Genomic DNA, 22,464 nt, shown 5'->3' with positions numbered 1-22,464 from the left:
CCGCTCAGGCCGACCGCCCGACCTCCGGGGCGCGCGGACTGCGGCGGTAGGCCGAGACCGCCGGGGAGTCGCGCAACCACAGCCGCCACGGGCGGTCGGCGGCCAGGCTCACGCCGACGCGGGGGCCCACCCCGATCGCGGCGGAGTCGGTGATCTCGGGGCCCAATTCCAATCTGATCGGCGCCGCGGGGTCGAACAGGGCGGTGCCGTAGTCGGAGAGCGTAATTCCCAGGGCACTGCCGAAGTTGCCGGGCCCGCGCGCCAGATCGGTATCGGCGCGGGCCGCGGGGCGCCGGGAGCGCGCGACCTCGTGGCCCTCGATCACCTCGCCGGCCCGCAGCAGCACGGCACTGGCGACGCCGTCGGGGCCGCTGGTGACGTTCACGCAGGTGTGCATGCCGTAACTGAAGTAGACGTAGAGCACGCCGGGCGGACCGAACATCACGGCGTTGCGCGGGGTGCGCCCGCGGCCGGAGTGGGCCGCCGGGTCGTGCCACGGTCCGGCCGGGTCACCGCCGTACGCCTCGACCTCGACGATGCGCACGGCGACCGGGCCGGACCGCATCGTCGCGCCCAGTACGCGGCGAGCGGCGGCCAGCGGTTCCACGGCGAGTTCCTCGGCAGACACGGGTTCTCATTCTTACTCGAGCACCCGTGGTGACCGACGCCACGCCCGCCGTGGACCATGCTCGGTCAGAGCCAGCGCTCGACACCGCCGTGATGGGAGCAGGTTCCGCTGCGGTGGCGGCTGTAGCTGTAGGTGCCGTCGCCGCACCGCGCGGTCGCGCCGTCGGGATCCGAGCCGGGACGCGGGACGCAGGCGTGGTCGACGTTCTCGTAATCGCCTGCGGGGCAGGAGATGAAGGCCGGGGCGGCGGTCGCGGTCGCCGTGGGGGCGAAGACGGCGGCAAAGCCGACACCGGCGGCGAGCAGCCAGCCGGTCAGGGTGGTGCGACGGGTGCGGCTCGCTACGCTGTGCACTTGTGAAACTCCTACCATTCTAATTTCGGCCGGAACTGTCCCGGCGGATGACAAAAATAGCGCATCCCATAGCCGCACAGGACATTTCGGGCGAATCAGTGGTAGCGGCTCTACTGCGGCGGGCGCAGCCCGGCGAGTTTGTCGGGGTTCACCTGAAAGCGCAGGTTCTGCACCCGACCGTCGAGGATGTCGAAGGTGAGCGCGCCGACCGGGAATCCGCCGATCTCGCCGACCACGCTCAGTTCGCCGTTCAGCACCGCGGCCCGCATCCGGATTCCGGTCAGGATGGGTTTGGCCAGCACACCGAGCAGCCAGCGGGCGACGTGGTCGGGGCCGTGCAACGGCCGGCGGGCCGCGGTGACCTTGCCGCCGCCGTCGTTCCAGAGGGTGACGTCGGGGGCCAGCAGCTGCATCAGCGCGTTGACGTCGCCGCCGTTGGCGGCCGCCAGGAACCGCTCGGTGATCTCCTGCCGCGCAACGGGATCGGTGTCGTAGCGGGGACGGCGGGCCTGCACATGATTGCGGGCGCGATGCGAGATCTGCCGGACGGTCGGCTCGGGGCGATCGAGAAAGCCGGCGATCTCGGCGGGTGAGAATCCGAAGACGTCGCGCAGCACGAACACCGCCCGTTCGACCGGGCCCAGTGTCTCCAGCACGACCAGCATGGCCGTGGACACCGTGTCGACGATTTCGACGCGCTCGGTGGCGTCGGGTTCGCTGAGCAGCGGTTCGGGCAGCCACGGGCCGACATAGGTTTCGCGTACCGCGCGGGCGCTGGTGAGCCGGTTCAGCGACAGGTTGGTCACCGTCCGCACCAGGTAGGCCTTGGGGTGGCGGACCCGCTCCCGGTCGACCTCGTGCCACTTCAGCCAGGCGTCCTGCAGCACGTCCTCGGCGTCGGCCACACTGCCGAGCAGTTGATACGCGGTGGCGAACAGCAGCCGGCGATGCGTGTCGAACGCATCGCCGGGGTCCGCCGGTGAGTCCGCGGGCCGCGCGGTCACCGCACCGGTGTCCTCGGCGTCACCGTCCATGCGCTCATCCTCTCCCGATCGCTCGAGGGCCCGCAATATCGGGGCAGGTCCCTCACGCCGCGATCCGGCCGGCCGCGCGCGTCGCGCGTCCCCCACGCGACAGCGTGACCGACACATTGGCGCGGCGGCTCAGCCGGAATGTCGGGACCGGGCTGCTGCTCACGAACTCCTTGTAGCGCACCGCGGCGCGGCCCTTCAGGTAGGCGCGGCGCGGGCTGTCGTCGGCGTGCGTGAATCCGATGACCGCATCGCGGCGGCCGAGGCTGACCGGCTGATGGAAGTATCCGAACCGGAACGGCCGCACCGACTTTCCGCGCAGCCGCCGCGCGATGGCGTCCGCGGCGTAGGCCGCGGTCGGCATACCGCTCTGGCAGGTGCCGTGCATCCGCCCCCACGGCTGGGTGATGGCGGCGGCATCGCCGATGGCGTAGATGTCCGGATGCGAGACCGACCGCAATGTCGGGTCGGTGACGACGGCCCCCGCCGCATCCGTGGTGATGCCGGCCGCGGCGGCCAGGGCGGCTACGCGCACTCCCGCGGTCCACAGCGTCAGCCCGGCGGGCACCATCACGCCGCTGTCCAGGCGCACGGCGTCGGGCAGCACCTTCGTGACGCGAGTTCCGCTGCGGCGCACGATGTTCAGGCGGTCCAGGGCACGCTCGACGTAGGCGCGCGGGCGCTCGCCCAGCATGGCGGCGGGTTCACCGGTGCTGATCAGGGTGACGGTGAGGCCGGGGTGGGATTCGGCGATTTCGGTGGCGGCCTCCACGCCGGTGAGACCACCGCCGCAGACCGCGACCGCTCCCCCGCCGGCCTCGAGTTCGGCGAGACGCTGCGACATCCGATGCGCCGTGCGCGGATCGTCGAGGGTCCACACATGCTCGGCCACACCCGGCACGGTGGTGGTGTCGGCGCGGCTGCCGAGAGCGTAGACCAAGGTGTCGTAGCCGAGTTCGACGCCGTCGTCGCAGATCACGCGATGGGCGACCGGATCGATCGCGGTGGCGGAGGCGCGGCGGAAGGCCACGCCGGTTCCGGCCAGCAGGTCCGGGATCCGGTGATCGGCGAGTTCGGCGCCGGCCGCGACCTGATGCATACGCAGCCGTTCGGTGAACCGGTCCGACGGGTTGACCAGCGTGATGTGCACCGCCTGCTTGCGGGTGCGGCGCGCGAGCCGGATCGCCGCCAGCATTCCGGTGTAACCGGCGCCGAGGACGACGATCTCGTGCGGACGCCCGGCGTCCGGCTCGAACCGAGTCTCGTGGTTGCTGCGCTGGGTCTTCCGATCACTGCGCTGGGTGTCGCTCATGGTCCTGTCCTTTCGCGGCGGGTCGACTGTGCGATTCGGTGATGGGACAAGTCGGCCGCGACTTTCGTGACACGCCCCGATGTGATGCCAGTCACACCTCCGGGAACAGGCCGGATACCCGCCCGGTTGACATGTCAGGACTTCCGGAAGACGCGAATGAGGTGACCATGGCCGTACAGGTCGAGATCTGGACCGATATCAACTGCCCGTTCTGCTACCTGGGCAAGCGGCGCTTCGAGCAGGCACTGGCCGGCTTCGAGCACCGCGACCAGGTGCGGGTCGTGCATCGATCCTTCGAGCTGGATCCGACACTGCCGGCCGGGCACAGCGGCCCCGTGGTCGCCCATATCGCCGAGAAGTACGGCATCAGCGAGGCTCAGGCAGCCGCCAACGAGCGCGGCATCGCGGCCCAGGCGCAGGCCGTCGGCCTGCCCTATCGCACCGAGGGACGCGACTTCGGCAACAGCTTCGACATGCATCGGCTGCTGCACTTCGCACTGGAGCGCGGGCGGCAGGAAGAACTGCTCGACGCGTTGTACGAGGGCAATTTCGCCGACGAGCGGCCGGTGTTCGGGGACCGGGAACGGTTGATCGAGCTGGCCTCGCGAGCCGGGCTGGACGCAGCCGAGGTGCGCGCGACCCTCGACGACCCGCGGGCCTACGCCGAGGCGGTGCGCGCCGACGAAGAGACCGCCGCCGAACTCGGTGCGACCGGCGTGCCGTTCTTCGTCTTCGACCGCACCTACGGCGTATCGGGGGCTCAGCCGCCGGAGGTGTTCACGCAGGCACTGGAGCGGGCATGGGCAGATCAGGCCCCCGCGCTGCACGTGCTCGGCGACGGCGAGACCTGCGGTCCGGACGGCTGCGTGGTCGAGCCGGGCGGGACCGCCGCAGCGCCACCGCGCGATCACCACTGATCCCCTCTTGCGTCGCGACCGGACCCCGGGCAGAATTCAACACACAATGAATTCAACGCTCGGTGAATAACCTCGCCGGCCGTGTGACGTGAGAGGTGGACCGTGGCGAACCCCGATTCGTCCCCGGCGATCACCGTCGAGCACCTGCGGGTGCGTCGCGGGGGACATGAAGTGCTGCACGATATTTCGCTGACCGTTCCGGCGGGCAGCATCACCGGCCTGCTCGGGCCGTCCGGCTGCGGTAAGACCACCTTGATGCGCAGCATCGTCGGCACCCAGCTGATCGAGGCCGGCAGTGTGCGGGTGCTCGGCGAGGAGGCCGGCGCCCGCGGACTGCGTGCGCGCGTCGGCTACGTCACCCAGGCGCCGAGTATCTACGACGATCTCAGCGTGCTGGACAACGTCTCCTACTTCGCCGCGCTGTACGGCCGCGACTCCGAAGCGGTGCACGCGGCGATCGAACAGGTCGGCCTGAGCCCGCATATCCGGCATCGGGGCAATCAACTCTCCGGCGGGCAGCGCACCCGGGCATCGCTGGCGTGTGCGCTGGTCGCCGATCCGGAACTGCTGGTCCTCGACGAGCCGACGGTCGGACTGGATCCGGTGCTGCGGGTCGAGTTGTGGAAGCAGTTCCACGAGCTCGCCGCTCAGGGCCGCACACTCGTGGTGTCGAGTCATGTCATGGACGAGGCCGAGCATTGCGACCAGCTACTGCTCATGCGCGACGGCCATCTCCTGGCCCAGCTCACTCCCGACCAACTGCGCGCCGACACCGGCGAAACCAGTTTGGAGAACGCATTTCTCGCCCTCATCACGATGGGACAGCCGCGATGACAACGACATTCGCCCCGCCGTCACGCCCGCCGCTGCGCTGCTACACCGCGACCTCGGCGCGCATCCTGCGTCAGTTGCGCGCGGACCGGCGCACCGTCGCCATGCTGCTGCTGGTGCCGACTCTGCTCATGGCACTGCTGTATTTCGTCTATCACGAGACGCCGACCATGCCGGGAGCGCCGTCGCTGTTCGACCGCGTCGGCATCAGCATGCTGGGCATCCTGCCATTCATCGTGATGTTCCTGATCACCGCGATCGCCATGCAGCGCGAGCGGACCTCGGGCACGCTGGAGCGGCTGATGACCACACCGCTGTCGAAGCTGGATCTGCTGGGCGGATACGGCACGGCGTTCTCCGTCGCCGCGGCGGCGCAGGCGGGCCTGGCGTGTCTGGTCTCCTTCTGGTTGCTCGGATTGCATGCCGCGGGCAGCGCATGGCTCGTGCTGCTGATCGCCGTGGTCGACGCGGTGCTGGGCGTGGCGCTGGGACTGCTGGCGAGCGCCTTCGCGCGCACCGAATTTCAGGCCGTGCAGTTCATGCCGCTGGTGGTGGGCCCGCAGTTCTTCCTCTGCGGGCTGCTGGTGCCGCGCGATCAGCTGCCGCGCTGGCTGGAGATCATCAGCGATGTGCTGCCGCTGAGCTATGCGGTCGACGCGCTGCAGGAGGTCTCCCGGCATCCGGGCGCGACCGCCGCGATGTGGCGCGATCTCGGCATCGTCGCCGCATTCGCCGCTGTCGCACTGACTTTGGGCGCCGCCACCCTACGCAGGCGAACAGCATGAGCGATGTGACCGAGGGTGTGAGCGCCCGCAGTGGGCGGCGGGCCGGTGAATCGGGGACCCGGGAGGCGATTCTGAATGCGGCACGCACCCGTTTCGCCGAGGTCGGATTCGACAAGGCGTCGATCCGCTCGATCGCGGGCGCGGCGGGGGTCGATCCCGCGCTGGTGCATCACTACTTCGGCACCAAACAGCAATTGTTCTCCGCCGCACTGAATCTGCCGATCGATCCGGAGCTGATCCGCGCGCCGATCCGGGCCGCCGAACCCGACCGGCTCGGCGAGACCGTGGTCCGGACCGTGGTCGGCGCGTGGGATTCCTCGGTCGGTGTGCACGCGGTCGCGGCCTTTCGCGGCATCCTTGCCGGCGGCGATGCCGCGCTCGCCCGCAGCTTCCTGCTGGAGGTCGCGCTGAAAGATGTTCGGGAGAAGGTGGATTCGCCACCGGGCAGCGGGACCACGCGAGTGGTGCTGGCCGTGTCGCAGATGATCGGCCTGCTGGTTGCGCGCAAGATTCTGCAGGTCGAACCCGTGGCGTCGATGCCGCTGGACGAACTGGCCGCGGCGGTCGGGCCGACCATCCAGCGCTATCTGACGGGCGATCTGCCCGTCGCCGGCGGCTGGGCGGACTTACCGCCGTCCGGAATCAGCCCTGGGCGGTGAAGGACTCGTGCTCGGCGTCGCCGACCGCACGCGCCTCGTCCACGAGCAGCACCGGGATGCCGTTGTCGACCGGGTAGGCGCGACGCAGGCGCGGGTTGTAGAGCACGCTGTTGCCCTCCGCGTCGCGCACCAGCGACAACGGCCCCTTGTCCTCCGGACAGGCCAGCAGGCTCAACAACGTCGGGTCCAGGGTTTGCTCCGCCATATCCGACAACCTACCCGCCCGCCGAATCCGCGGGCCGGGCCGCCCGGCGGAACGAGATGTGCCGATGCCCGAAGAAGCTGAGCACCGCCACCGCGCCCATCACGACCACCGTGGCGGGGGTCTCCGGCAGGTCGAACACCCCGACCGCGAGCTGCACGCCCGCCATGTTCAAGATCAGCCCGCCCGAGTTGACCGCGACGAATCGCAGGAAGTCGGCGATCAGGTGACCGCGCACTCGAAAGACCAGGGTGCGATGGGCGAAGAAGGCGAACACGATGCTGATCGCGTAGGCCAGTGCCACCGCCACCGCGGGCGGCCAGCCGCCGGGCAGCACCTTCAGCCACATCACCGTCAGCACCATGCCCAGCAGCGTGTTGGCCGCCCCGACCGCGGCGAACGCGATCTCCTGGCGGCGAATCAGTCGCAGCAGCAGACCCGGTGGCGGGGTGTCCGGCTCCCCCGCCGCCCGCGCCGCGGCCGTTCCGTCCGCGCCGACGCTCACGAAACCACTTCCGCTGCTTCCTGTTTCACCGAATCGCCGGATTCGCTCGCGCGCCGGCGGGAACGCAGGTACAGCCACTGCATCACCGCCAGCAGCACCAGGCCGCCGACCGCGCCGGCGACACCGATACGCCAGCCCGGCGGCTCCCAGGAGACCTCCAGCGTGGCGTCCCGGGTGCCGGCCGGGATATCCACGGCGATGATCGATTTCGCGATCTCGCGGATCGGGAGTTCGTGGCCGTCGAGGGTGGCGCGATAGCCGGGCCAGTTCAGCCGCGCGAGTACCACGCGACCGCCGTCGGCCGAGCTCACGCGCACCCGGCTGGTGCGGTCCGATTCCGACAGTGAGCTCGCCTGTACGTCGTGCGCGTCGGAGATGCGGCCGTTCGTGGTCGACACCGGACCCTGCTCCCGCTCGAGCACCCAGATATAGCGTTCGTGGCCCGGGTAGCCGACCCACTTCCAGCCGGGCGGCGCGGGCTGGTTCCCGAGGTCGGGGAACATCGCCCGCTGCAGCACGACACGGTCGAGTTTCATCAGGTCCACCGGGGCGCGACCGGTGATCGGCTCGGCGGTGAACAGCCGCCGGAACGAGTCCGGACAGACGCTGGAATCCCATCGCATGCACAGCATTTCGCCGAACCAGTAGTGCCCGTTGGGTGTGTAGCCGTTGACGTAGTTGCGATGCACGTCCTTGGCGAAGTTGCCGAACACCAGCGATCCGTAGGCGCCCTGCAGACTCTTGTCCGCCGGCTGCAGCAGTCCGCGGTCGCCGAGCTGAATGGTGACACCGTCGAATGCCGGGAACGCCGCCTCCGCCTCGGAGCGGTGCACGGGCAGATTCCAGCCCATCGGCGTCGGCTGGACCAGACTCACCTGCAGGTAGGCGATCGGGAGCATGGCGACGACGGTCGCCAGCGCGGCCGCCCCACTTCCGCGCCGCGCCCACAACCACACCACGCCGGCGCCCAGTGCCGCGACCGCGAGCGCGGAGAGCACATGCCACCAGATGTGGTGCGGGTCGGCGGAAAACGTTCGCACCCAGAGCAATCCGATCAGCACCGCCGCCGCCACCGCGCGCGGGCGCCAGTCCCGCACCGTGCCGAATCGGCCCAGCAGCACGCAGACCAGGATCAGCAGGCCGACCGCCACCATCGGCAGCACCCGCGCCGGCCAGCGCAGCGGGCCGACCGTGCCCGGTCCGGCCGTCCACATCAGGAACATGATCGCGAACAGCGCCACCGAGACCAGTTCCCGCCACACCCGGCGCGCACGATTCCAGTCGACGAATGCCAGCGCCGGAATCAGGAACCACGCGATATAGGTGACCGGCAGTGGCTGCACATAGCCCCACCAGGAGGTGAACGCCGGCATCGCCGAGGGCAGGCTGGCATTCAGCGATTCCGACCACGGCACCGTGAGGAAACGGTCGTTGTTGATCTGCGAGTTGCCCCGCCAGCTCACCGACGCGGACAACATGCTCGGCAGATACGTCATCAAACCGGCCATACCGGCCGCGCCCGCGACCACCGCCACCCGCAGCACCGGGCGCCAGGCGCGTTGGACGACGAGCTCTCCCACCGCCACGGCGACCAGCATCAGCGCCGCCTCGACGGCCGGAAAGACGTATTCGACCGAAATCGCCAGATACAGGTAGACGAACAACGGAATCGGCCCGTAACCGCGGGTGCCGCCGTAGCGCGACCGATCGCCGGCCGGGCCGCGGGCGTAGCGGACGGCACTGGCCCAGGCGTGCAGCATCCAGGCGGTGCCGGTCAGCGAGGTGACCCAGCTGGCCTCGTCGAAGAACAGGAACCAGCCCGAGAGCGGAAAGGCGATGCCCGCCACCGCGGCCCAGGACGCGCGACTGCCGTAGACCAGGCAGACCCGGTACACGCCGAGTGCGGCGATGATCGAGAAGATCAGTTTGACGGCCGTCGCCAGCAGCGCGAGGTTGTCCACCGACGGTGCGATCAGATCGATCAGCAGTTGCGGCGGGTTGAACAGGCCCGCCTCTTCCATGGTGTAGTTCCCGGTCATCCACTGTTCGGGCACCATCAGCGGCAGATGGCCCTCGCGCAGGTGCCGGCCGAGCATCACCCACAGCGGGGTGTATTGGGATTCGGTGTCGTCGGTGTAGAAGTGCCGCGCGTTGGCGAGCAGCACCGCGACATATCCGGCAATGACCCCGATCGCGGTGACCGCTCCCCATCGGAACACGGTCCGCCGCGGATGCCCCGCGACGCTCGACTCGGGCCGGGGAGCGGCGGGCCGCCCATTCTCGACGGCGACATCGCGCCGATCCTTCCCGGGCTCCGCGAGCGCCGTCGTCGACACTGCACTTTCCACCACGATTGACAGACCCTACCCGCCCGCGCGCTCGCGGGCATCGCCCCCGGAACCGCCGCCCCTCTCGCGGAGCCGAAGCCGGTGACCAGCAGCGTGTTAGAGTTCACCCCGATTCGGGCTCTGGATACAGGCGAGGAGTTCCGGTGCGCACCGTCATCGAAAGTCGAACCAGCTGATGCCGATTCCGTCCGCAACCGCATATCCCCCTGCCGCCGGGCAGGCTTCGACACCGAATGTTCACCCGCCGGTCACCGGCGGCGGCGAGCGAGTGCATGCGGTCTCGGTGGTGATCCCGGTGTATCGCGGCGAGCAGACCATCGCCGGACTGGTCGCCGAACTGCACGGATTGGCGGAGTCCGCGCGCACGCCGGACGGCAACAGCTTCGCGGTCGAGGAGATCGTGCTGGTCCACGATCACGGCCCGGACCGCTCCGACGTCGTGCTGCAGCGGCTCGCCGCCGAATACCCGCAGGTGCGGGTGATCTGGCTGAGCCGCAACTTCGGCCAGGACGCGGCCACCATCGCCGGTATGGCCGCCGCGCGCGGCGAATGGATCGTCACGATGGACGAAGACGGCCAACACGATCCGGGATTCATCGGCGCCTTCCTCGACACCGCGCTCGCGCAGCGCGCGGATCTGGTCTATTCGAAGCCGACCAACACCCGCCCGCACGGCGTGCTGCGCAACCTCACCTCACGCGGCGCCAAGGTGGTGCTGGCGACGGTCTTCGCCTTCCCCGATTCCACCCGCTTCGAAAGCTACCGGCTGATCCGCGGCGATATCGGCCGTCAGCTCGCCGAGGTCGCTTCCAACGGGGTGTATCTGGATGTGGCGCTGACCTGGGTGGTGGACAACACCGCGCAGGCGCCGGTGGTCCTGCGCGCGGAGGGCCGCGAAGAGTCCGGTTACAACTACCGCCGGCTGTTCTCGCTGTTCTGGAAGATGGTGCTGTGCAGCGGAACCCGCGGCCTGCGCCTGGTGAGCCTGCTGGGCGTGACCCTGGCCGCCGGTGGTGCTGTGATGGCCGCGGTGGTGATCTGGAATGCCCTGTTCGGCAACGGTCACGACCCCGAGGGCTGGGCCTCGATCATCGTGGTGCTGCTGCTGGTCTCGGGCGCGATCCTGTTCTCGCTCGGCCTGATCGCGGAGTATCTGGGTGTGGCGTTGCACGTGCTGGTGGGCAAACCGCTGTATCTGACGGTAGATTCCCCGACACCGCGTCCGCATGCCGAGGCGCGGGTTCCGACCACGGCCGCAGCAATCGGGGGACACAATCCGGGTGAGCACTGACCGCATCCTCTTCAGCCGTCCCTACCGCGCCCAGGCCGAGCTGACGAATCTGGCCGCCGTCCTGGCCTCCGACCATAGTCACGGCGACGGGCCGTTCACCGCGGCGGCGACGGCGAAATTGCGCGCCATCACCGGCGCCCCGCACACCCTGCTGACCACCTCGTGCACCCATGCGCTGGAGATGGCCGGGCTGCTGCTCGAACTGGGGCCCGACGACGAGGTGATCGTGCCCAGTTTCGCCTTCACCTCCACCGCCACGGCTGTCGCGATGCGCGGGGCCACCTGCGTCTTCGCCGATATCGACGAGCGCGGCAACCTCGATCCTGAGTCGGTGGCCGCGGCGGTCACCGAACACACCAAGGCGATCGTGGTCATCCACTACGGCGGAGTGGGCGCCGATATGGACCGGCTGCTCGAGATTTCCGAGGCGCACGGCCTGGCCATCGTCGAGGACACCGCGCACGGCCTCGGCGGCCGGTGGCGCGGACGGCCGCTGGGCACGATCGGCACCGTGGGCGCGCTCAGCTTCCACGACACTAAAAACGTGCACTGCGGTGAGGGCGGGGCCATCCTGCTCACCGACGAGATCCTGATGGGGCGCGCCGAGATCATCCGCGAGAAGGGCACCGACCGGGCCCGGTTCCTGCGCGGGGCGGTCGACAAGTACTCCTGGCAGGACATCGGATCGAGTTATCTTCCCAGTGAGTTGAATGCCGCAGTGCTCGATGCGCAGCTGGCCGAATTCGACCGGATCCAGGCCGGGCGGATGCGGGTGTGGAACGCCTACGCCGCCGCACTGCCGCAGTGGGCAGCGCGCAACGACGTGCGGCTGATGCAGGTACCGGACGATCGCGAGCACACCGCGCATCTGTACTACCTGCGCACCCCCACCGAGGACACCCGCGACGCGTTGATCGGATACCTTCGCGAACAAGGCATTTCGGCCCCGTTCCACTACGTGCCGCTGCATTCGAGCCCGGCCGGGCAGAAACTCGGCCGCACCACGGTTCCCTGCCCGCGCACCGACGAATTCTCGGCGACTCTGCTGCGCCTGCCGCTGTGGCCGGATCTGAGCGATCAGCAGGTCGCGCGCGTCATCGAGACGGTCACCGCGTTCACGGTGTGAGCGGGAGACCCTCGTGGTCACCTATCCCAGCAGTGCGGCCGCGACCTCCGGGGTGAGCACTTCGTAGCTCTCCGATTCCCGGTTGTAGTACCAGGTGTTCTCGTCCGGTTCCAGGCGAAGGGCCGATCGCACCGCATGGGTGGCGGGACGGAAGCTCGAGCTGCGCGGGATTTCGTCGACCACCTGCACGATGTCGGGACGCTGGGCGGAGTCGAGGGAGCGCAGGCCCTCGGTGACATCGGCGGGTTCGAGGCGGTGGCCCGCGCGCACGCTCACCACGGCGACCGCAAGCGTGGTGCTCGGGGTGCGGCGGCCGAAGGCGACCTCCATATCGACGGCCGTGATGTCGTTGAGCGCGTCCACGATCGGCTGGGAGTAGACCGGCCCGCGGGCGGTCGCGATGACGGTGTCGCGGCGGTCCATCAGCCAGTAGTCGCCGTCGCTGTCGCGGCGGAACAGATTTTCCGTCGGCATCCAGGCATCACCGGCGGTGAAGACCCCGCGCAGGCCGCCGCGGGAGATGTCGACGGTGTCGGCGGCCCGCCCGATCAGCAGGCCCACCTCGTTGTCGGCGGCACGGCGCGCGAAGCCCCGGGTGTCGGTGACGATCTGTTCGGCGATCGGATCGTAGGAGATCAGTTCCACCTTCGCCGTGCCCGGCACCGGCCGGCCCTTGCAGCCGATCTTCACGCCCGCCACATTGGCGAGCACGACGTCACCCTCGATGGAGGCATAGAACTCCAGCACCCGCGCGGGCGCGAACCGCTCCGTGGTGCGCCGCCACAGGCCGGCCGGCATACCGGAGCCGATGAACAGCCGGATCGGATGCGAATGGCCGGCGGGGAAGGTCTCCACGTCGAGGATGTCGCGCAGCATGGTCCAGGTGTAGGTGACCACGGTGACGCCGTAGCGGTGCACCTCGGCGGCGAAGCTGGGCGGATCCAGCGAGCGGGCCAGCGCGATCCGGCTGCCCCCGGCCACCGCACCGCCCAGACTCACCAGCAGGCCCGACGAATGATGCAGCGGTGCAAGGCAATACACCGTATCCCGACGGTCCAGGTCGGCCGCCGTCGCGGTGCCGAAGGCCGACAGCGCCCACCGGTGGTTGGTGATGTACTTCAGGTCGAGTTTGTCGCCGGTACCTGTGACCAGGATGAACGCCAGCTCGCGCGCCAATCCGGGATCGGGCCGGAACCAGCCCGGCAGGTCCACCGCCGCCGGGTCGACCTGCTCCAGGTCGACGACGTCCGCGCCGTCCGGGATGTCGAGTGTGCGGGCATTGCCGCCGCCGAGCACCAGGACCCGGGTTCCGGCGGCGGCCGCGGCCCGCAGGTTCTCCGGATCGGCCACGATCACCGTGGTCCCGGTCGATTCGACCGCCCGCGCGGTCTCGCCACCGGGCGCCAGTAGCACCGCGACCGCCCCGATCCGCGAGAGTGCCGCGACCGAGGCCAGCGCGCTCGGGCGGGTTTCCATCAGCACTCCGACGCGGGTGCCGGGGCGTACGCCCGCCGAGATCAGCCCGCGCACCACGTTGTCGATGCGGGCGCCGACCGCGGCGTGGGTGTGCACCCGGTCGTCGAAGAGGAACAGCTCGCGCATCGGCGCGTTGCGCTGTTGTTCGGCGAGCAGGCGGCCCAGCGAGATCCGGGTGTGCGGCTGGATCATGCCGAGCCGGGTCAGCCGGGGCAGCGCACGGGCGGCCTCCCCCGTGAGCTCCTTGGATCCGCGCAGCGCGTTTCCGGCCAGGCTGCCGAACGCCGCGCCGATTCCGGCGCCGGCCTCGGCCAGCGTGGCCGCGGTGTGCACGACCCGGGTGGCCGCGGTGGTCTGGCGGTCGGCGGCGACGTGCTCGTGCATGGGCGCGATCTGTTCGGGCAGGTCTGCGTTCCCGCCCAGCCAGTTCACCCAGTCGCGCACCAGCGGCCAGGTCTGGTTGGTGGCGGTACTGCCCGCCACGAGGCCGAAATGCCCGGCCACCAGCGTGGCCTCGTAGACCTCGGCATTGGGCGCCGCGCGCACGATGCCGCGCACCGCGGCCGGCTGGCCGATATCGTCGACCTCGCCGACGAAGGCGAGGATGGGGCATTTGACTTCGGCCAGCGAGATCGGCTGATCGCGAATGACGAAGCCACCGGACATCATTCGGTTGTGCGCGACGAACTGCTTGAGCAGATCGGCCGCCGCGGGTCCGGAATAGCCCACCCAGCCGTCGTGTTCGAGAAAGCGGCGCTGACGTTCCTTGGGCAGCAACGCTTCTCGGTCGTGCAGCTGGCGCAGGAAGTCGATGCGGGCCTTCGCCGTCTTCACCGGGTCGAGCAACTGGAAACCGACGCGCACCATCGCATCGGTGATCGGCAACCGGGTGAGGACGTGGTCGGCGACGAAATCGGCCACCTCCGACACCAGCCCGTAGGGCAGTCCGAACGGCAGTCCCGCGACGATGTCGACCGGGCTGCCGAAGGTGACGATGCTCTGCACGCCCTTGCCGTAGCGGAAGGCGGTGGCCTGGTAGGCGAACATGCCGCCCTGCGAGTACCCCATCAGATGCACGCCGCGGCCGGTCAGTTCGTTGACCGTGTCGATCGCGCTCGACAGGGCGAGGACGTGGTCGGCGAGATCGCGCTGCCAGCCACCTTCCTCCGTGGCGGGCGAGCCGAAATCCAGTACCCAGCAATCGATTCCGGCGCGATGCAGGATACCGACAGCGCCGCCCTCGGCGTTGACGTCGTAGATGTCGGCATTGACCATCAGCGGCGGCACCAGCAGCGCGACGGGCCGGTCGGCGGCCGGGTCGTCCGGGAAGTAGTGGCGCAGCCGGTACATCCGCTTGCGCTCGGTGACCTCGAAGGGCGAGGACTCCACATCGTGGGCGAGGCCGCCGAAACGGATGACCTCGAGACCGTTCTGCGCGGTCGCCATCAACCGTCGCGCCGGTCCCGTCAGGGTTCTCGTATCGAATTTCACAACCACTCCCAGCCCTTGCGCCCTGCGCTCACACCTTCACGCCCCCTGCGTGCGGGTCGAGCCTGCCACATCGACAGCCTACTGCGGGCCTGGTGTGATCGGTCCCATCCGCGATCACAGGTTGCGCACGGACGGGGTGCGGATGCGGCAGGCGGCGCCACGTTTTCGCGAATTCGGTCCCGCATCGCCGACCGTGCCCCGGCCGGTAGGCGACCTGGCCGCGATGGCGCCCGAAGGCCTCTCCTGCGGAGGGGAATTCACCGCGCCGGCGATTTCGGCCATCGCCCAGGCCGATCGCCGCGCGGGCTTCCCCAGCGATATCGGCCCCGGCGACCGGCCGGCGGAGGCCCGGGCCGGCTGCGGCGGCACCGGCGTCGCCGATCGGCATATCGCGAGGGCAGGTCCCTTCACCCGGTGACAGCCGCCGATAAGGTGGGACCGTGACCGGCACCCACATCACCTCCACCGACAGCACGGTCGACCGCGAGTCCCTGCCCGTCGAACTGGTCGACGAGCAGGGCCGCGCGACCGGAATCTGCCCGGTGTCCGATGCCCACACCGCGCCCGGACGGCTGCACCGCGCGTTCTCGGTGCTGCTGTTCGGGCCGGACGGCCGGGTGCTGCTCCAGCAGCGGGCCGCGGTCAAGACCCGGTTCCCGCTGCGCTGGTCCAACACCTGCTGCGGACATCCGGCGCCGGGGCAGTCCCTCGCCGAGGCCGCCGCGGTCCGGCTGGGTGAGGAACTGCGGGTGAGCGCGGAACTGCGCGAGGTCGGCGTCTATCGCTATCGGGCCGACGATCCGGCGACCGGGCGGGTCGAGGACGAGTGGGATCATGTGCTGATCGGCGAGTTCGCCGGCGTGCCCGACCATCCCGACCCGGCCGAGGTGGCCGCGGTGCGCTGGGCGGAGCCCGATCGGCTGGAGGCCGATATCGCCTCCGCCCCAGCGGATTTCACGCCCTGGTTGCACGGAGTGCTCGCCGCGGCGCGCACCGGCCGCTGACCGCTCAAAGATCCAGCAGCCAGTCGTTGGGCGCGAACAGTTCGAAGTGGACCCGTTCGTCGGACACGCCGGCCGCCTTCAGCTGGGCCCGTGCCGCCTGCAGGAAACCGGTGCCGCCGCACAGATAGATGTCGGCCTCCTCGGGCAGGTCGATGCCGGCCAGCGACAGCAGGCCCGCGTGCGCACCGGCGGTGGGCTCCTCGTACCAGACGTGCAGCTCGGCATCCGGGAGACCGGCGACCAGATCGGCCTGAGTGCCGCGCAGCGGGTGCGTGGAGGCGGCGCGGTCGGCGTGCAGCGCCAGCACGCGGCGCGGCGACCCGGCGGCCGCGAGATATTCCAGGATTCCGACCATCGGCGTGACGCCGATACCGGCCGAGATGAGCACCAGCGGCGTCCGCGCGGCGGTGTCGATGGTCAGATCGCCGAACGGCAGCGTGATCTGCAGCCGGTCGCCCACCTCGACGTCTGTGTGCAGCCACGACGACACCTCACCCTCGGGGCGGTCGCCGACGGCGGTGACACGGCGCACCGCGAAGGCCAGCCGGCCCGCGCCGGGAGCGTTGACGAGGCTGTACTGGCGCAACTGCCGGGCGCCGTCGGGCAGATCGGCGCCGACCGAAACATATTGTCCCGGAACGAAGCCGGGAAGGGGCGCGGTCGCGTCGGCGGATTCCACGACGAAGGTGACGGTCTCGGCGGGGTCCTCGACGCGCTCCACCACCCGGACCTCACGGAAGACCGCGCCCGGTTCGACACCGGCGCCCGAGTACAACTCGTTCTCGAATCCCATCAGGGTGTCGGCCATCAGCCAGTAGACCCGGTCCCAGGCGGCCGCGACCTCCGGGGTGACCGCCTCGCCCAGCACGTGCACGATCGCCGCGAACAGATGCTCGTGCACGATCGGATACTGGTCGGGCACCACCCCGAGCGAGGCGTGTTTGTGCCCGATGCGGGCCAGCAACTGGCGCGGATGCGGCAGGTTCGGATCGACGAGGTGGGTGGCGAACGTGGCGATCGAGGCGGCCAGCGCGCGCTGCTGCTCCCCCTGGGCCTGGTTGCCGCGATTGAAGACGTTGCGCAGCAGATCGGGGTGTGCCGCGAAGAGACGCCGATAGAACTCGGCGGTGATGTCGTCGATCCGCGCCCCGATCACCGGCAGGGTCGCCCGCACGATCTCGGCGTGATGCGGTTCCAGTTCGGCGCTGGTGTCCAGGGCCGATGTCGACGCGGTCGTCATGGTGAAACTCCTCTTCGAGCAACAATTCCGGTGCATTACCGGGAGAATTCCACGGTAACCATTTCGGGTGCCTCGAATCCATTTCCGAGCCCGTGTGTTCAATTACGGTTCCGGGTGCGGATTATGTTGTCCGCGCCACATTTTCTTTCGAATACAGCGAAATGCGCTGTGCCGCCGAAGATGTTGGTGCACAGCGCATTACGAGGAGAGTATGGGGTCAGGACACGGCCGGAATATCGGCCGCGAAACCGCCGAACGGCAATTTCGGCGAGGCCGACAGATGCAGTAATTGCTGCGTCCGTTGATCGACCAGATCACTGAGTGTGTAGCGGTCGAGTTCTCGATAGAACGACTCCTGCGCCTCCGCCAGGATCCGCCGCAGGCGACACGCCCCGGCCATCGGGCAGGGGTGCTCGCCCACACAGTCGACCACCTCGGCCGCCCCCTCGAGGCCGCGCACGATCTGCCCGACGGTGGCGGTGCGACCGGCGTCGGTGAGGAAGATGCCACCGGCGCGGCCGCGCTGCGAGGCCACCAGGCCCAGTTCGGACAGTTTGGTGACGGCCTTGGCGACGTAGTGCTCGGAGGCGTTGACCTGCCGGGCGATCAGCTTCGCGGTAACCCGCTCCTCGACGCCGCTGCTCACCGCGAGCCGCATCATCGCCCGCAGCCCCAGATCGGTGAATCGCGACAACTGCATTCCCCCAGGCTACTTAATTCCGCCTTTCAAAAGCGCATTCAGCGGTGTGGGTTCAATTACCCCGCATCGTGCGGATTTTGCGGGCCGGCTCACATCACCATCGCGCGTCCGGCTGCGAGGATTCACCGCAGGTGTCTGGCAGCATGGCCGCATGGAGCTGATCGGATTCGATCGCATCAGCGCGGCCCGGGAGATGCTGGCGCCCGTCATTCGCCGCACCCCGGTGATCGCCTCGCGGGTGCTGTCCGAGCGGACCGGCGCCGTTGTGCGGCTCAAATGCGAGAATTTGCAGCGGACGGGGTCGTTCAAGCCGCGCGGCGCGTACTTCCGGATCGCGAATCTCACCCCGGCAGAACGCGCCCACGGGGTGGTGGCCGCGAGCGCCGGCAATCATGCGCAGGGAGTTGCTTGGGCCGCAACGACTTTGGGCATCGCCTCGACGGTGTTCATGCCGGTGGGAGCGCCTCTGCCCAAACTCGTCGCCACTCGCGCCTACGGCGCCACCGTTCATCAGGTGGGCGAGACGGTCGACGAGGCGCTGCTCGCGGCCCAGGAATTCGCCGATCGCAGTGGGGCGACGCTGATCCATCCCTTCGACCATCCGGATATCGTCGCGGGCCAGGCGAGCGTCGGATCGGAACTGCTGGAACAGTTTCCGGACGTCGGGACCGTACTGGTGCCGACCGGGGGTGGCGGACTGCTCGCGGGTGTCGCCGCGGCCCTGCACCCGGCCGCACCGCAGGTGCGGGTGATCGGTGTGCAGGCGGCGCTGGCGGCAGCCTGGCCAGATTCGCTGCGTACCGGGGAACCCGTTGCCCTGCAACGTATGTCGACCATCGCCGACGGCATCGCCGTCGGGCGACCCGGTGAGGTGCCGTTCGCCCATGTCATCGCCCATCAGCCGACGATCGTCACCGTGGGCGAGGACGCGCTCTCGGCGGCCGTGCTGCTGTGCCTGGAACGGGCGAAACTCGTCGTGGAACCGGCGGGCGCGGCGGCGGTCGCGGCGCTGCTGAGCCTGCCCGCCGAGGAACTGCGCCTGCGCGGACCGGTCTGCGCGATCATCTCCGGCGGCAACGTGGATCCGATCCTGCTCACTCGCATCATCGGCCACGGGCTCAGCACCGGCGGGCGCTACCTCGCCGTGCGGATCACCATTTCGGATCGGCCGGGCAGTCTGAGCCGGTTACTCGATGCCGTCGCCGGCACCGGCGCGAATGTGCTCGACGTGGTGCATTCGCGTACTCCCGCCGCTCTGGCCATCGACGAGGTGGAGGTGCAGCTGACCCTCGAGACCCGCGGCCCCGCCCATCGCGACGATGTTCTCGACGCGCTCGAGCGGGCGGAATACGCTGTGCGCGTTCAGGACTGAGCGCGCGTCAGTGCGCGCCGCCCAGTTCCAGCGCCAGCACCCCGGCGATCAGCAGCGCGATGCCGCCGATCTGCACCGCGGACAGCGGCTCGTCGAGAAACAGCACGCCGATCGTGGCGACCAGCGCCACCCCGATCGCCGACCACACCCCGTAGGCGACACCGACCGACATCCCCCGCTTCAGCGCCTGCGACAGGAAGATGAACGCCGCCACGTAGCCGACCACCACGACGAGGGAGGGCACCAGCTTGGTGAACCCCTCGGACAGCTTCAGCGACACCGTCGCCGACACCTCGGTCACGATGGCCAATCCGAGAAAGAGGAACATCATGGCGCGCACGATATCGGGCGCGTGACCGAAGCGCGGGCAACTACCCGCTGGGTCAGCGCAACCAGGTACGGGCTTCGGCGGCGGTGGCACGGACCTCGCCCAGCTGTTCGGCGACCCGCACCCCGGCGGTGCCACCGCGAGAGTTGCGGGAGGCGATGGACCCCTGCACCGTGAGCACCTCGCGTACCTGCGGCGTCAACGCCGGATCCACGGCGGCGAACTCGGCATCGGTGAGCTCGTCCAGGCCGACGCCCCGGGCCTCGGCGGCGCGCACGCACGCACCGGCCGCCTCGTGCGCCACGCGGAACGGAACGCCCTGGCGCACCAGCCATTCCGCGATATCGGTGGCCAGGGTGTACCCGGCGGGCGCCAGTTCGGCCATCCGCTCGGTGTGGAAGGTCAGGGTGGAGACGAGACCGGCGATGGCGGGCAGCAGAAGTTCCAGCTGCGCCACCGAATCGAACAGCGGCTCCTTGTCCTCCTGCAGGTCCCGGTTGTAGGCCAGCGGTTGCGCCTTGAGGGTGGCGAGCAGGCCGGTGAGGTTGCCGATCAGGCGACCGGCCTTACCGCGGGTCAGCTCCGACACGTCGGGATTCTTCTTCTGCGGCATGATCGACGATCCGGTGGACCAGGCATCGGCGAGGGTGATGTAGCCGAATTCCGGTGTGCTCCAGATGATGATCTCCTCCGCCATGCGCGACAGATCGACAGCGATCATCGCGAGGACGAAGGCGGCCTCGGCGGCGAAGTCGCGCGCGGAGGTCGCATCGATCGAATTGGCCGCGGCCGCATCGAAATCCAGGTCGGCGGCGATGGCCTCGGGATCGAGCCCCAGCGACGATCCGGCCAGCGCGCCCGAACCGTACGGGGAGATCGCCGCGCGCTTGTCGAAATCGCGCAGCCGGTCGACGTCGCGCAACAGCGGGTGCGCGTGGGCGAGCAGCTGGTGAGCCAGCAACACCGGCTGGGCCGCCTGCAGGTGTGTCTTGCCGGGCATCACCGCATCCGGATGCGCGGCGGCCTGCTCGACCAGGGCGTCGACGACCTCGAGCACGCCGAAGGCGATGCGGCGCACCGCATCACGCAGCCACATGCGGAACAGGGTGGCCACCTGATCGTTGCGGGAGCGTCCCGCGCGCAACCGGCCGCCGAGTTCGGCGCCGACCCGATCGATCAGACCGCGCTCGAGCGCGCCGTGCACATCCTCATCGGATTCGGCCGGAGTGAAGGCGCCGGAGGCGACATCGGCCGCGAGCCGGTCGAGTCCGTCCAGCATGTCCGCCAGATCGGCCTCCGACAGCAGTCCGGCCTTGTGCAGCACACGAGCGTGGGCCTTGGACGCGCGAATGTCGTAGGGCGCCAGCGCCCAGTCGAAATGGGTCGATTTGCTCAGCGCCGCCATGGCCGCGGCGGGGCCGGAGGCGAAACGCCCACCCCACAGCGCGCCCTCGTTGGTGGCTTGGCTCATCGGTTCTCGTCTCCTCGTGTGGCGGTCATCAAAATGTGGCGGTTCAGTTCGGCGCGAGCGGCCTCGGGCTGCTCGCGGCCGTGGTCGGACAGGACGGCGACCGGATCGCCGACCGTCACGGCCCAGCCGTGCGCGGTGAACCAGTCGCGCGGGTCGGTACGGCCCTCCCAGGGGTACCAGAGTTCTTCGAGGTTCAGCGTGATCCCGGCCTCGGCGAGCAGTCGCTTGCGGCGCTCCCGTATCGCTTGCAGTGCGGGCGAATCCTCGCTCCGTCCGCGTCCGATGTTCAGGGCGATCCGGCTGCCGGGCGCGCTGAGCGCCGCGATATCGCCGAACAGCCGGTCCTGCGCCTCGCCGGGCAGGTAGCGCAGCAGTCCCTCCGCCAGCCAGGCGGTCGGTGCGGTGGGATCGAAACCGTTGTCCCACAGCTCCTTCGGCCAATCCTGGCGCAGATCCACGCCGATCGCGCGCCGGTCGACGGCGGGCTGCTCATCGGCGAGCACGGAGTTCTTGAACTCCAGCACCTTCGGCTGGTCGATCTCGAAAACCACAGTGCCGGAAGGCCATTCGATCCGATAAGCACGGGCGTCGAGTCCGCTCGCGAGGATCACGACCTGCCGGATGCCGGCGGCGGAGGCGGCAGCGAAGTACTCGTCGAAGTAGACCGTGCGAGCGATGAGCATCGCGGCCAGCGAGCTGTAGGCATGCCCGCCCTCGCCGGCGGGATCCGCACCGGCCGATGTCGCCGCGACCTGAGCGCGCATGATGTGGCTCCAGCCCGAACCGGCGGCCTCGACCAGACGCGCGGCGTAGGGATCACGGAACAGCGCATCGGGGCGCCGGGTCTCGGCCGCCCGCATCGCGGCCACACCGATGGCGGTCGCGCCGACACTCTCGGTGATATCCCAGCTGTCGTCGTCACTGCGCACGGACATCTCCTCCCGTTCGGGCTGCGTCGCCTTCTACACGATGCGCACCCTGCGGTCGTGCGGTTTCACCCGGTGGCAGGCTACTCCGCGCCTGGTGGGGCGCCGGACTCCGCACCACGGATGTACACGCTCGGCGAGGTGTGGGTGCGGCCGGATCACGCCGACTTCCCGCCGGAGGCGATCCGGCATTGCGGCGACGATTGCCAAACGCAACGGCATTCGGTAGGTCACCGCGAGTCTTCGCGATCCGTCGGCCGGTGCTGTGCGTCGGCGCCTCCGACCGGATACTCGTGAACCTCTCCGCCCGAGCGTCGCGCTCGCGAGAGCGGCGGCCCTACGGGGCATCGCAGCGCACCTCCGGCTCGACACACGCGCCGACATGGACACCCTGCTCGGCGGCTCGGCCATCGACCGAACGATGACCGAGCGCTCGCGGCGACGACCGGCTGCCGCTGCTCCCGACCG

At 69.6% G+C, this 22,464-nt stretch carries 22 protein-coding genes; 9 read left to right on the top strand and 13 right to left on the bottom strand.

Going from position 1 to position 22,464, the window contains the following annotated elements; translation table 11 throughout:
• Positions 1-4: 4 nt before the first annotated feature.
• The 4 genes from NN2_RS24145 to NN2_RS24130 all read right to left on the bottom strand — a co-directional run bounded on the left by NN2_RS24145 (position 5) and on the right by NN2_RS24130 (position 3,324).
• Complete coding sequence (locus NN2_RS24145; protein WP_063016122.1) at positions 5-628, bottom strand: DNA-3-methyladenine glycosylase; 624 nt, start codon at positions 626-628, stop codon at positions 5-7.
• A 65-nt stretch (positions 629-693) separates the two neighbouring features.
• The gene (locus tag NN2_RS24140; RefSeq protein ID WP_245658835.1) at positions 694-981 is read right to left on the bottom strand and encodes a DUF3761 domain-containing protein; all 288 of its coding nucleotides are present in this window, start codon (positions 979-981) and stop codon (positions 694-696) included.
• A 110-nt stretch (positions 982-1,091) separates the two neighbouring features.
• Positions 1,092-2,015 carry an RNA polymerase sigma factor SigJ gene (gene sigJ / locus NN2_RS24135; protein ID WP_082857219.1) on the bottom strand — a complete coding sequence of 308 codons (924 nt, stop codon included), beginning with the start codon at positions 2,013-2,015 and terminating at the stop codon, positions 1,092-1,094.
• Positions 2,016-2,067: 52 nt separating this feature from the next.
• The gene (locus NN2_RS24130) at positions 2,068-3,324 is read right to left on the bottom strand and encodes an NAD(P)/FAD-dependent oxidoreductase (protein WP_063016121.1); all 1,257 of its coding nucleotides are present in this window, start codon (positions 3,322-3,324) and stop codon (positions 2,068-2,070) included.
• A gap of 167 nt (positions 3,325-3,491) precedes the next feature.
• On the opposite strand from NN2_RS24130, the gene NN2_RS24125 reads away from it, so the two are divergent.
• From NN2_RS24125 to NN2_RS24110, 4 genes are all read left to right on the top strand, one after another.
• On the top strand, positions 3,492-4,241 hold the full coding sequence (locus NN2_RS24125; protein ID WP_063016120.1) for a DsbA family oxidoreductase: 750 nt from the start codon (positions 3,492-3,494) through the stop codon (positions 4,239-4,241).
• 102 nt (positions 4,242-4,343) lie between these two features.
• Positions 4,344-5,075 (top strand): ABC transporter ATP-binding protein, encoded by a 732-nt coding sequence (locus tag NN2_RS24120; protein ID WP_063016119.1) that lies wholly within the window; start codon positions 4,344-4,346, stop codon positions 5,073-5,075.
• Positions 5,072-5,857, top strand: a complete 786-nt coding sequence (locus NN2_RS24115; RefSeq protein WP_063016118.1) for an ABC transporter permease — start codon at positions 5,072-5,074, stop codon at positions 5,855-5,857. The genes NN2_RS24120 and NN2_RS24115 overlap by 4 nt, the downstream gene beginning before the upstream one ends.
• Positions 5,854-6,516, top strand: coding sequence for a TetR/AcrR family transcriptional regulator (locus NN2_RS24110; protein ID WP_051757202.1), 663 nt, complete (start codon positions 5,854-5,856; stop codon positions 6,514-6,516). The genes NN2_RS24115 and NN2_RS24110 overlap by 4 nt, the downstream gene beginning before the upstream one ends.
• On the opposite strand, the gene NN2_RS24105 is transcribed toward NN2_RS24110, so the two are convergent.
• From NN2_RS24105 to NN2_RS24095, 3 genes are read right to left on the bottom strand one after another with little or no spacing between them, the layout of a single operon-like run.
• Positions 6,500-6,721, bottom strand: a complete 222-nt coding sequence (locus tag NN2_RS24105; RefSeq protein WP_063016117.1) for a Trm112 family protein — start codon at positions 6,719-6,721, stop codon at positions 6,500-6,502. The two genes, NN2_RS24110 and NN2_RS24105, sit on opposite strands and share 17 nt — an antisense overlap.
• A gap of 10 nt (positions 6,722-6,731) precedes the next feature.
• Positions 6,732-7,223 (bottom strand): GtrA family protein, encoded by a 492-nt coding sequence (locus tag NN2_RS24100; protein ID WP_063016116.1) that lies wholly within the window; start codon positions 7,221-7,223, stop codon positions 6,732-6,734.
• Entirely contained in the window at positions 7,220-9,442 is a 2,223-nt protein-coding gene (locus tag NN2_RS24095; RefSeq protein ID WP_063016131.1) for a hypothetical protein, read from the bottom strand. Before NN2_RS24095 ends, NN2_RS24100 begins: the two co-directional genes overlap by 4 nt.
• Before the next feature lie 397 nt (positions 9,443-9,839).
• On the opposite strand from NN2_RS24095, the gene NN2_RS24090 reads away from it, so the two are divergent.
• Both NN2_RS24090 and rffA read left to right on the top strand, forming a co-directional pair.
• Positions 9,840-10,862: a glycosyltransferase gene (locus NN2_RS24090; protein WP_082857220.1), complete on the top strand. Its 1,023-nt coding sequence runs from the start codon at positions 9,840-9,842 to the stop codon at positions 10,860-10,862.
• On the top strand, positions 10,852-11,988 hold the full coding sequence (rffA, locus tag NN2_RS24085) for a dTDP-4-amino-4,6-dideoxygalactose transaminase (RefSeq protein ID WP_063016114.1): 1,137 nt from the start codon (positions 10,852-10,854) through the stop codon (positions 11,986-11,988). The genes NN2_RS24090 and rffA overlap by 11 nt, the downstream gene beginning before the upstream one ends.
• Before the next feature lie 21 nt (positions 11,989-12,009).
• On the opposite strand, the gene NN2_RS24080 is transcribed toward rffA, so the two are convergent.
• A complete protein-coding gene (locus NN2_RS24080; RefSeq protein ID WP_082857218.1) occupies positions 12,010-14,961 on the bottom strand; it encodes an AMP-binding protein in 2,952 nt (983 codons plus the stop codon).
• A gap of 88 nt (positions 14,962-15,049) precedes the next feature.
• Here NN2_RS24080 and NN2_RS24075 point away from each other — a divergent pair, with 88 nt between their 5' ends.
• Complete coding sequence (locus tag NN2_RS24075) at positions 15,050-15,373, top strand: hypothetical protein (protein WP_063016112.1); 324 nt, start codon at positions 15,050-15,052, stop codon at positions 15,371-15,373.
• 22 nt (positions 15,374-15,395) lie between these two features.
• Positions 15,396-15,959, top strand: coding sequence for an isopentenyl-diphosphate Delta-isomerase (gene idi / locus NN2_RS24070; RefSeq protein ID WP_227462773.1), 564 nt, complete (start codon positions 15,396-15,398; stop codon positions 15,957-15,959).
• Positions 15,960-15,963: 4 nt separating this feature from the next.
• On the opposite strand, the gene NN2_RS24065 is transcribed toward idi, so the two are convergent.
• Both NN2_RS24065 and NN2_RS24060 read right to left on the bottom strand, forming a co-directional pair.
• On the bottom strand, positions 15,964-17,199 hold the full coding sequence (locus tag NN2_RS24065) for a globin domain-containing protein (protein ID WP_063016111.1): 1,236 nt from the start codon (positions 17,197-17,199) through the stop codon (positions 15,964-15,966).
• Between the two features lie 217 nt (positions 17,200-17,416).
• Positions 17,417-17,899, bottom strand: a complete 483-nt coding sequence (locus NN2_RS24060; RefSeq protein ID WP_030518247.1) for an RrF2 family transcriptional regulator — start codon at positions 17,897-17,899, stop codon at positions 17,417-17,419.
• A 151-nt stretch (positions 17,900-18,050) separates the two neighbouring features.
• On the opposite strand from NN2_RS24060, the gene ilvA reads away from it, so the two are divergent.
• On the top strand, positions 18,051-19,271 hold the full coding sequence (ilvA, locus tag NN2_RS24055; RefSeq protein ID WP_063016110.1) for a threonine ammonia-lyase: 1,221 nt from the start codon (positions 18,051-18,053) through the stop codon (positions 19,269-19,271).
• Between the two features lie 7 nt (positions 19,272-19,278).
• Here ilvA and NN2_RS24050 read toward each other — a convergent pair whose 3' ends face one another.
• The 3 genes from NN2_RS24050 to NN2_RS24040 are packed head-to-tail and all read right to left on the bottom strand — an operon-like array spanning position 19,279 to position 21,999.
• Complete coding sequence (locus NN2_RS24050; protein ID WP_030518245.1) at positions 19,279-19,602, bottom strand: DMT family transporter; 324 nt, start codon at positions 19,600-19,602, stop codon at positions 19,279-19,281.
• A gap of 52 nt (positions 19,603-19,654) precedes the next feature.
• Positions 19,655-21,070: an argininosuccinate lyase gene (gene argH / locus NN2_RS24045; RefSeq protein WP_063016109.1), complete on the bottom strand. Its 1,416-nt coding sequence runs from the start codon at positions 21,068-21,070 to the stop codon at positions 19,655-19,657.
• The gene (locus NN2_RS24040; protein ID WP_439955862.1) at positions 21,067-21,999 is read right to left on the bottom strand and encodes a class I SAM-dependent methyltransferase; all 933 of its coding nucleotides are present in this window, start codon (positions 21,997-21,999) and stop codon (positions 21,067-21,069) included. Before NN2_RS24040 ends, argH begins: the two co-directional genes overlap by 4 nt.
• Positions 22,000-22,464 lie beyond the last annotated feature (465 nt).

Origin of the sequence: Nocardia nova NBRC 15556 (genome assembly GCF_001613005.1) — a bacterium.
Classification (GTDB): domain Bacteria; phylum Actinomycetota; class Actinomycetes; order Mycobacteriales; family Mycobacteriaceae; genus Nocardia; species Nocardia nova.
The sequence above is the reverse complement of the archived record's forward strand: the minus strand, read 5'-3'. Positions and strand labels throughout refer to the sequence as shown.

Coding starts and splice junctions, on each gene's coding strand:
- sigJ (WP_082857219.1), bottom strand. CDS start 2,015: ATGGACGGTGACGCCGAGGACACCGGTGCGGTGACCGCGCGGCCCGCG.
- NN2_RS24130 (WP_063016121.1), bottom strand. CDS start 3,324: ATGAGCGACACCCAGCGCAGTGATCGGAAGACCCAGCGCAGCAACCAC.
- NN2_RS24125 (WP_063016120.1), top strand. CDS start 3,492: ATGGCCGTACAGGTCGAGATCTGGACCGATATCAACTGCCCGTTCTGC.
- NN2_RS24115 (WP_063016118.1), top strand. CDS start 5,072: ATGACAACGACATTCGCCCCGCCGTCACGCCCGCCGCTGCGCTGCTAC.
- NN2_RS24110 (WP_051757202.1), top strand. CDS start 5,854: ATGAGCGATGTGACCGAGGGTGTGAGCGCCCGCAGTGGGCGGCGGGCC.
- NN2_RS24105 (WP_063016117.1), bottom strand. CDS start 6,721: ATGGCGGAGCAAACCCTGGACCCGACGTTGTTGAGCCTGCTGGCCTGT.
- NN2_RS24065 (WP_063016111.1), bottom strand. CDS start 17,199: ATGACGACCGCGTCGACATCGGCCCTGGACACCAGCGCCGAACTGGAA.
- NN2_RS24060 (WP_030518247.1), bottom strand. CDS start 17,899: ATGCAGTTGTCGCGATTCACCGATCTGGGGCTGCGGGCGATGATGCGG.
- ilvA (WP_063016110.1), top strand. CDS start 18,051: ATGGAGCTGATCGGATTCGATCGCATCAGCGCGGCCCGGGAGATGCTG.
- NN2_RS24050 (WP_030518245.1), bottom strand. CDS start 19,602: ATGATGTTCCTCTTTCTCGGATTGGCCATCGTGACCGAGGTGTCGGCG.
- argH (WP_063016109.1), bottom strand. CDS start 21,070: ATGAGCCAAGCCACCAACGAGGGCGCGCTGTGGGGTGGGCGTTTCGCC.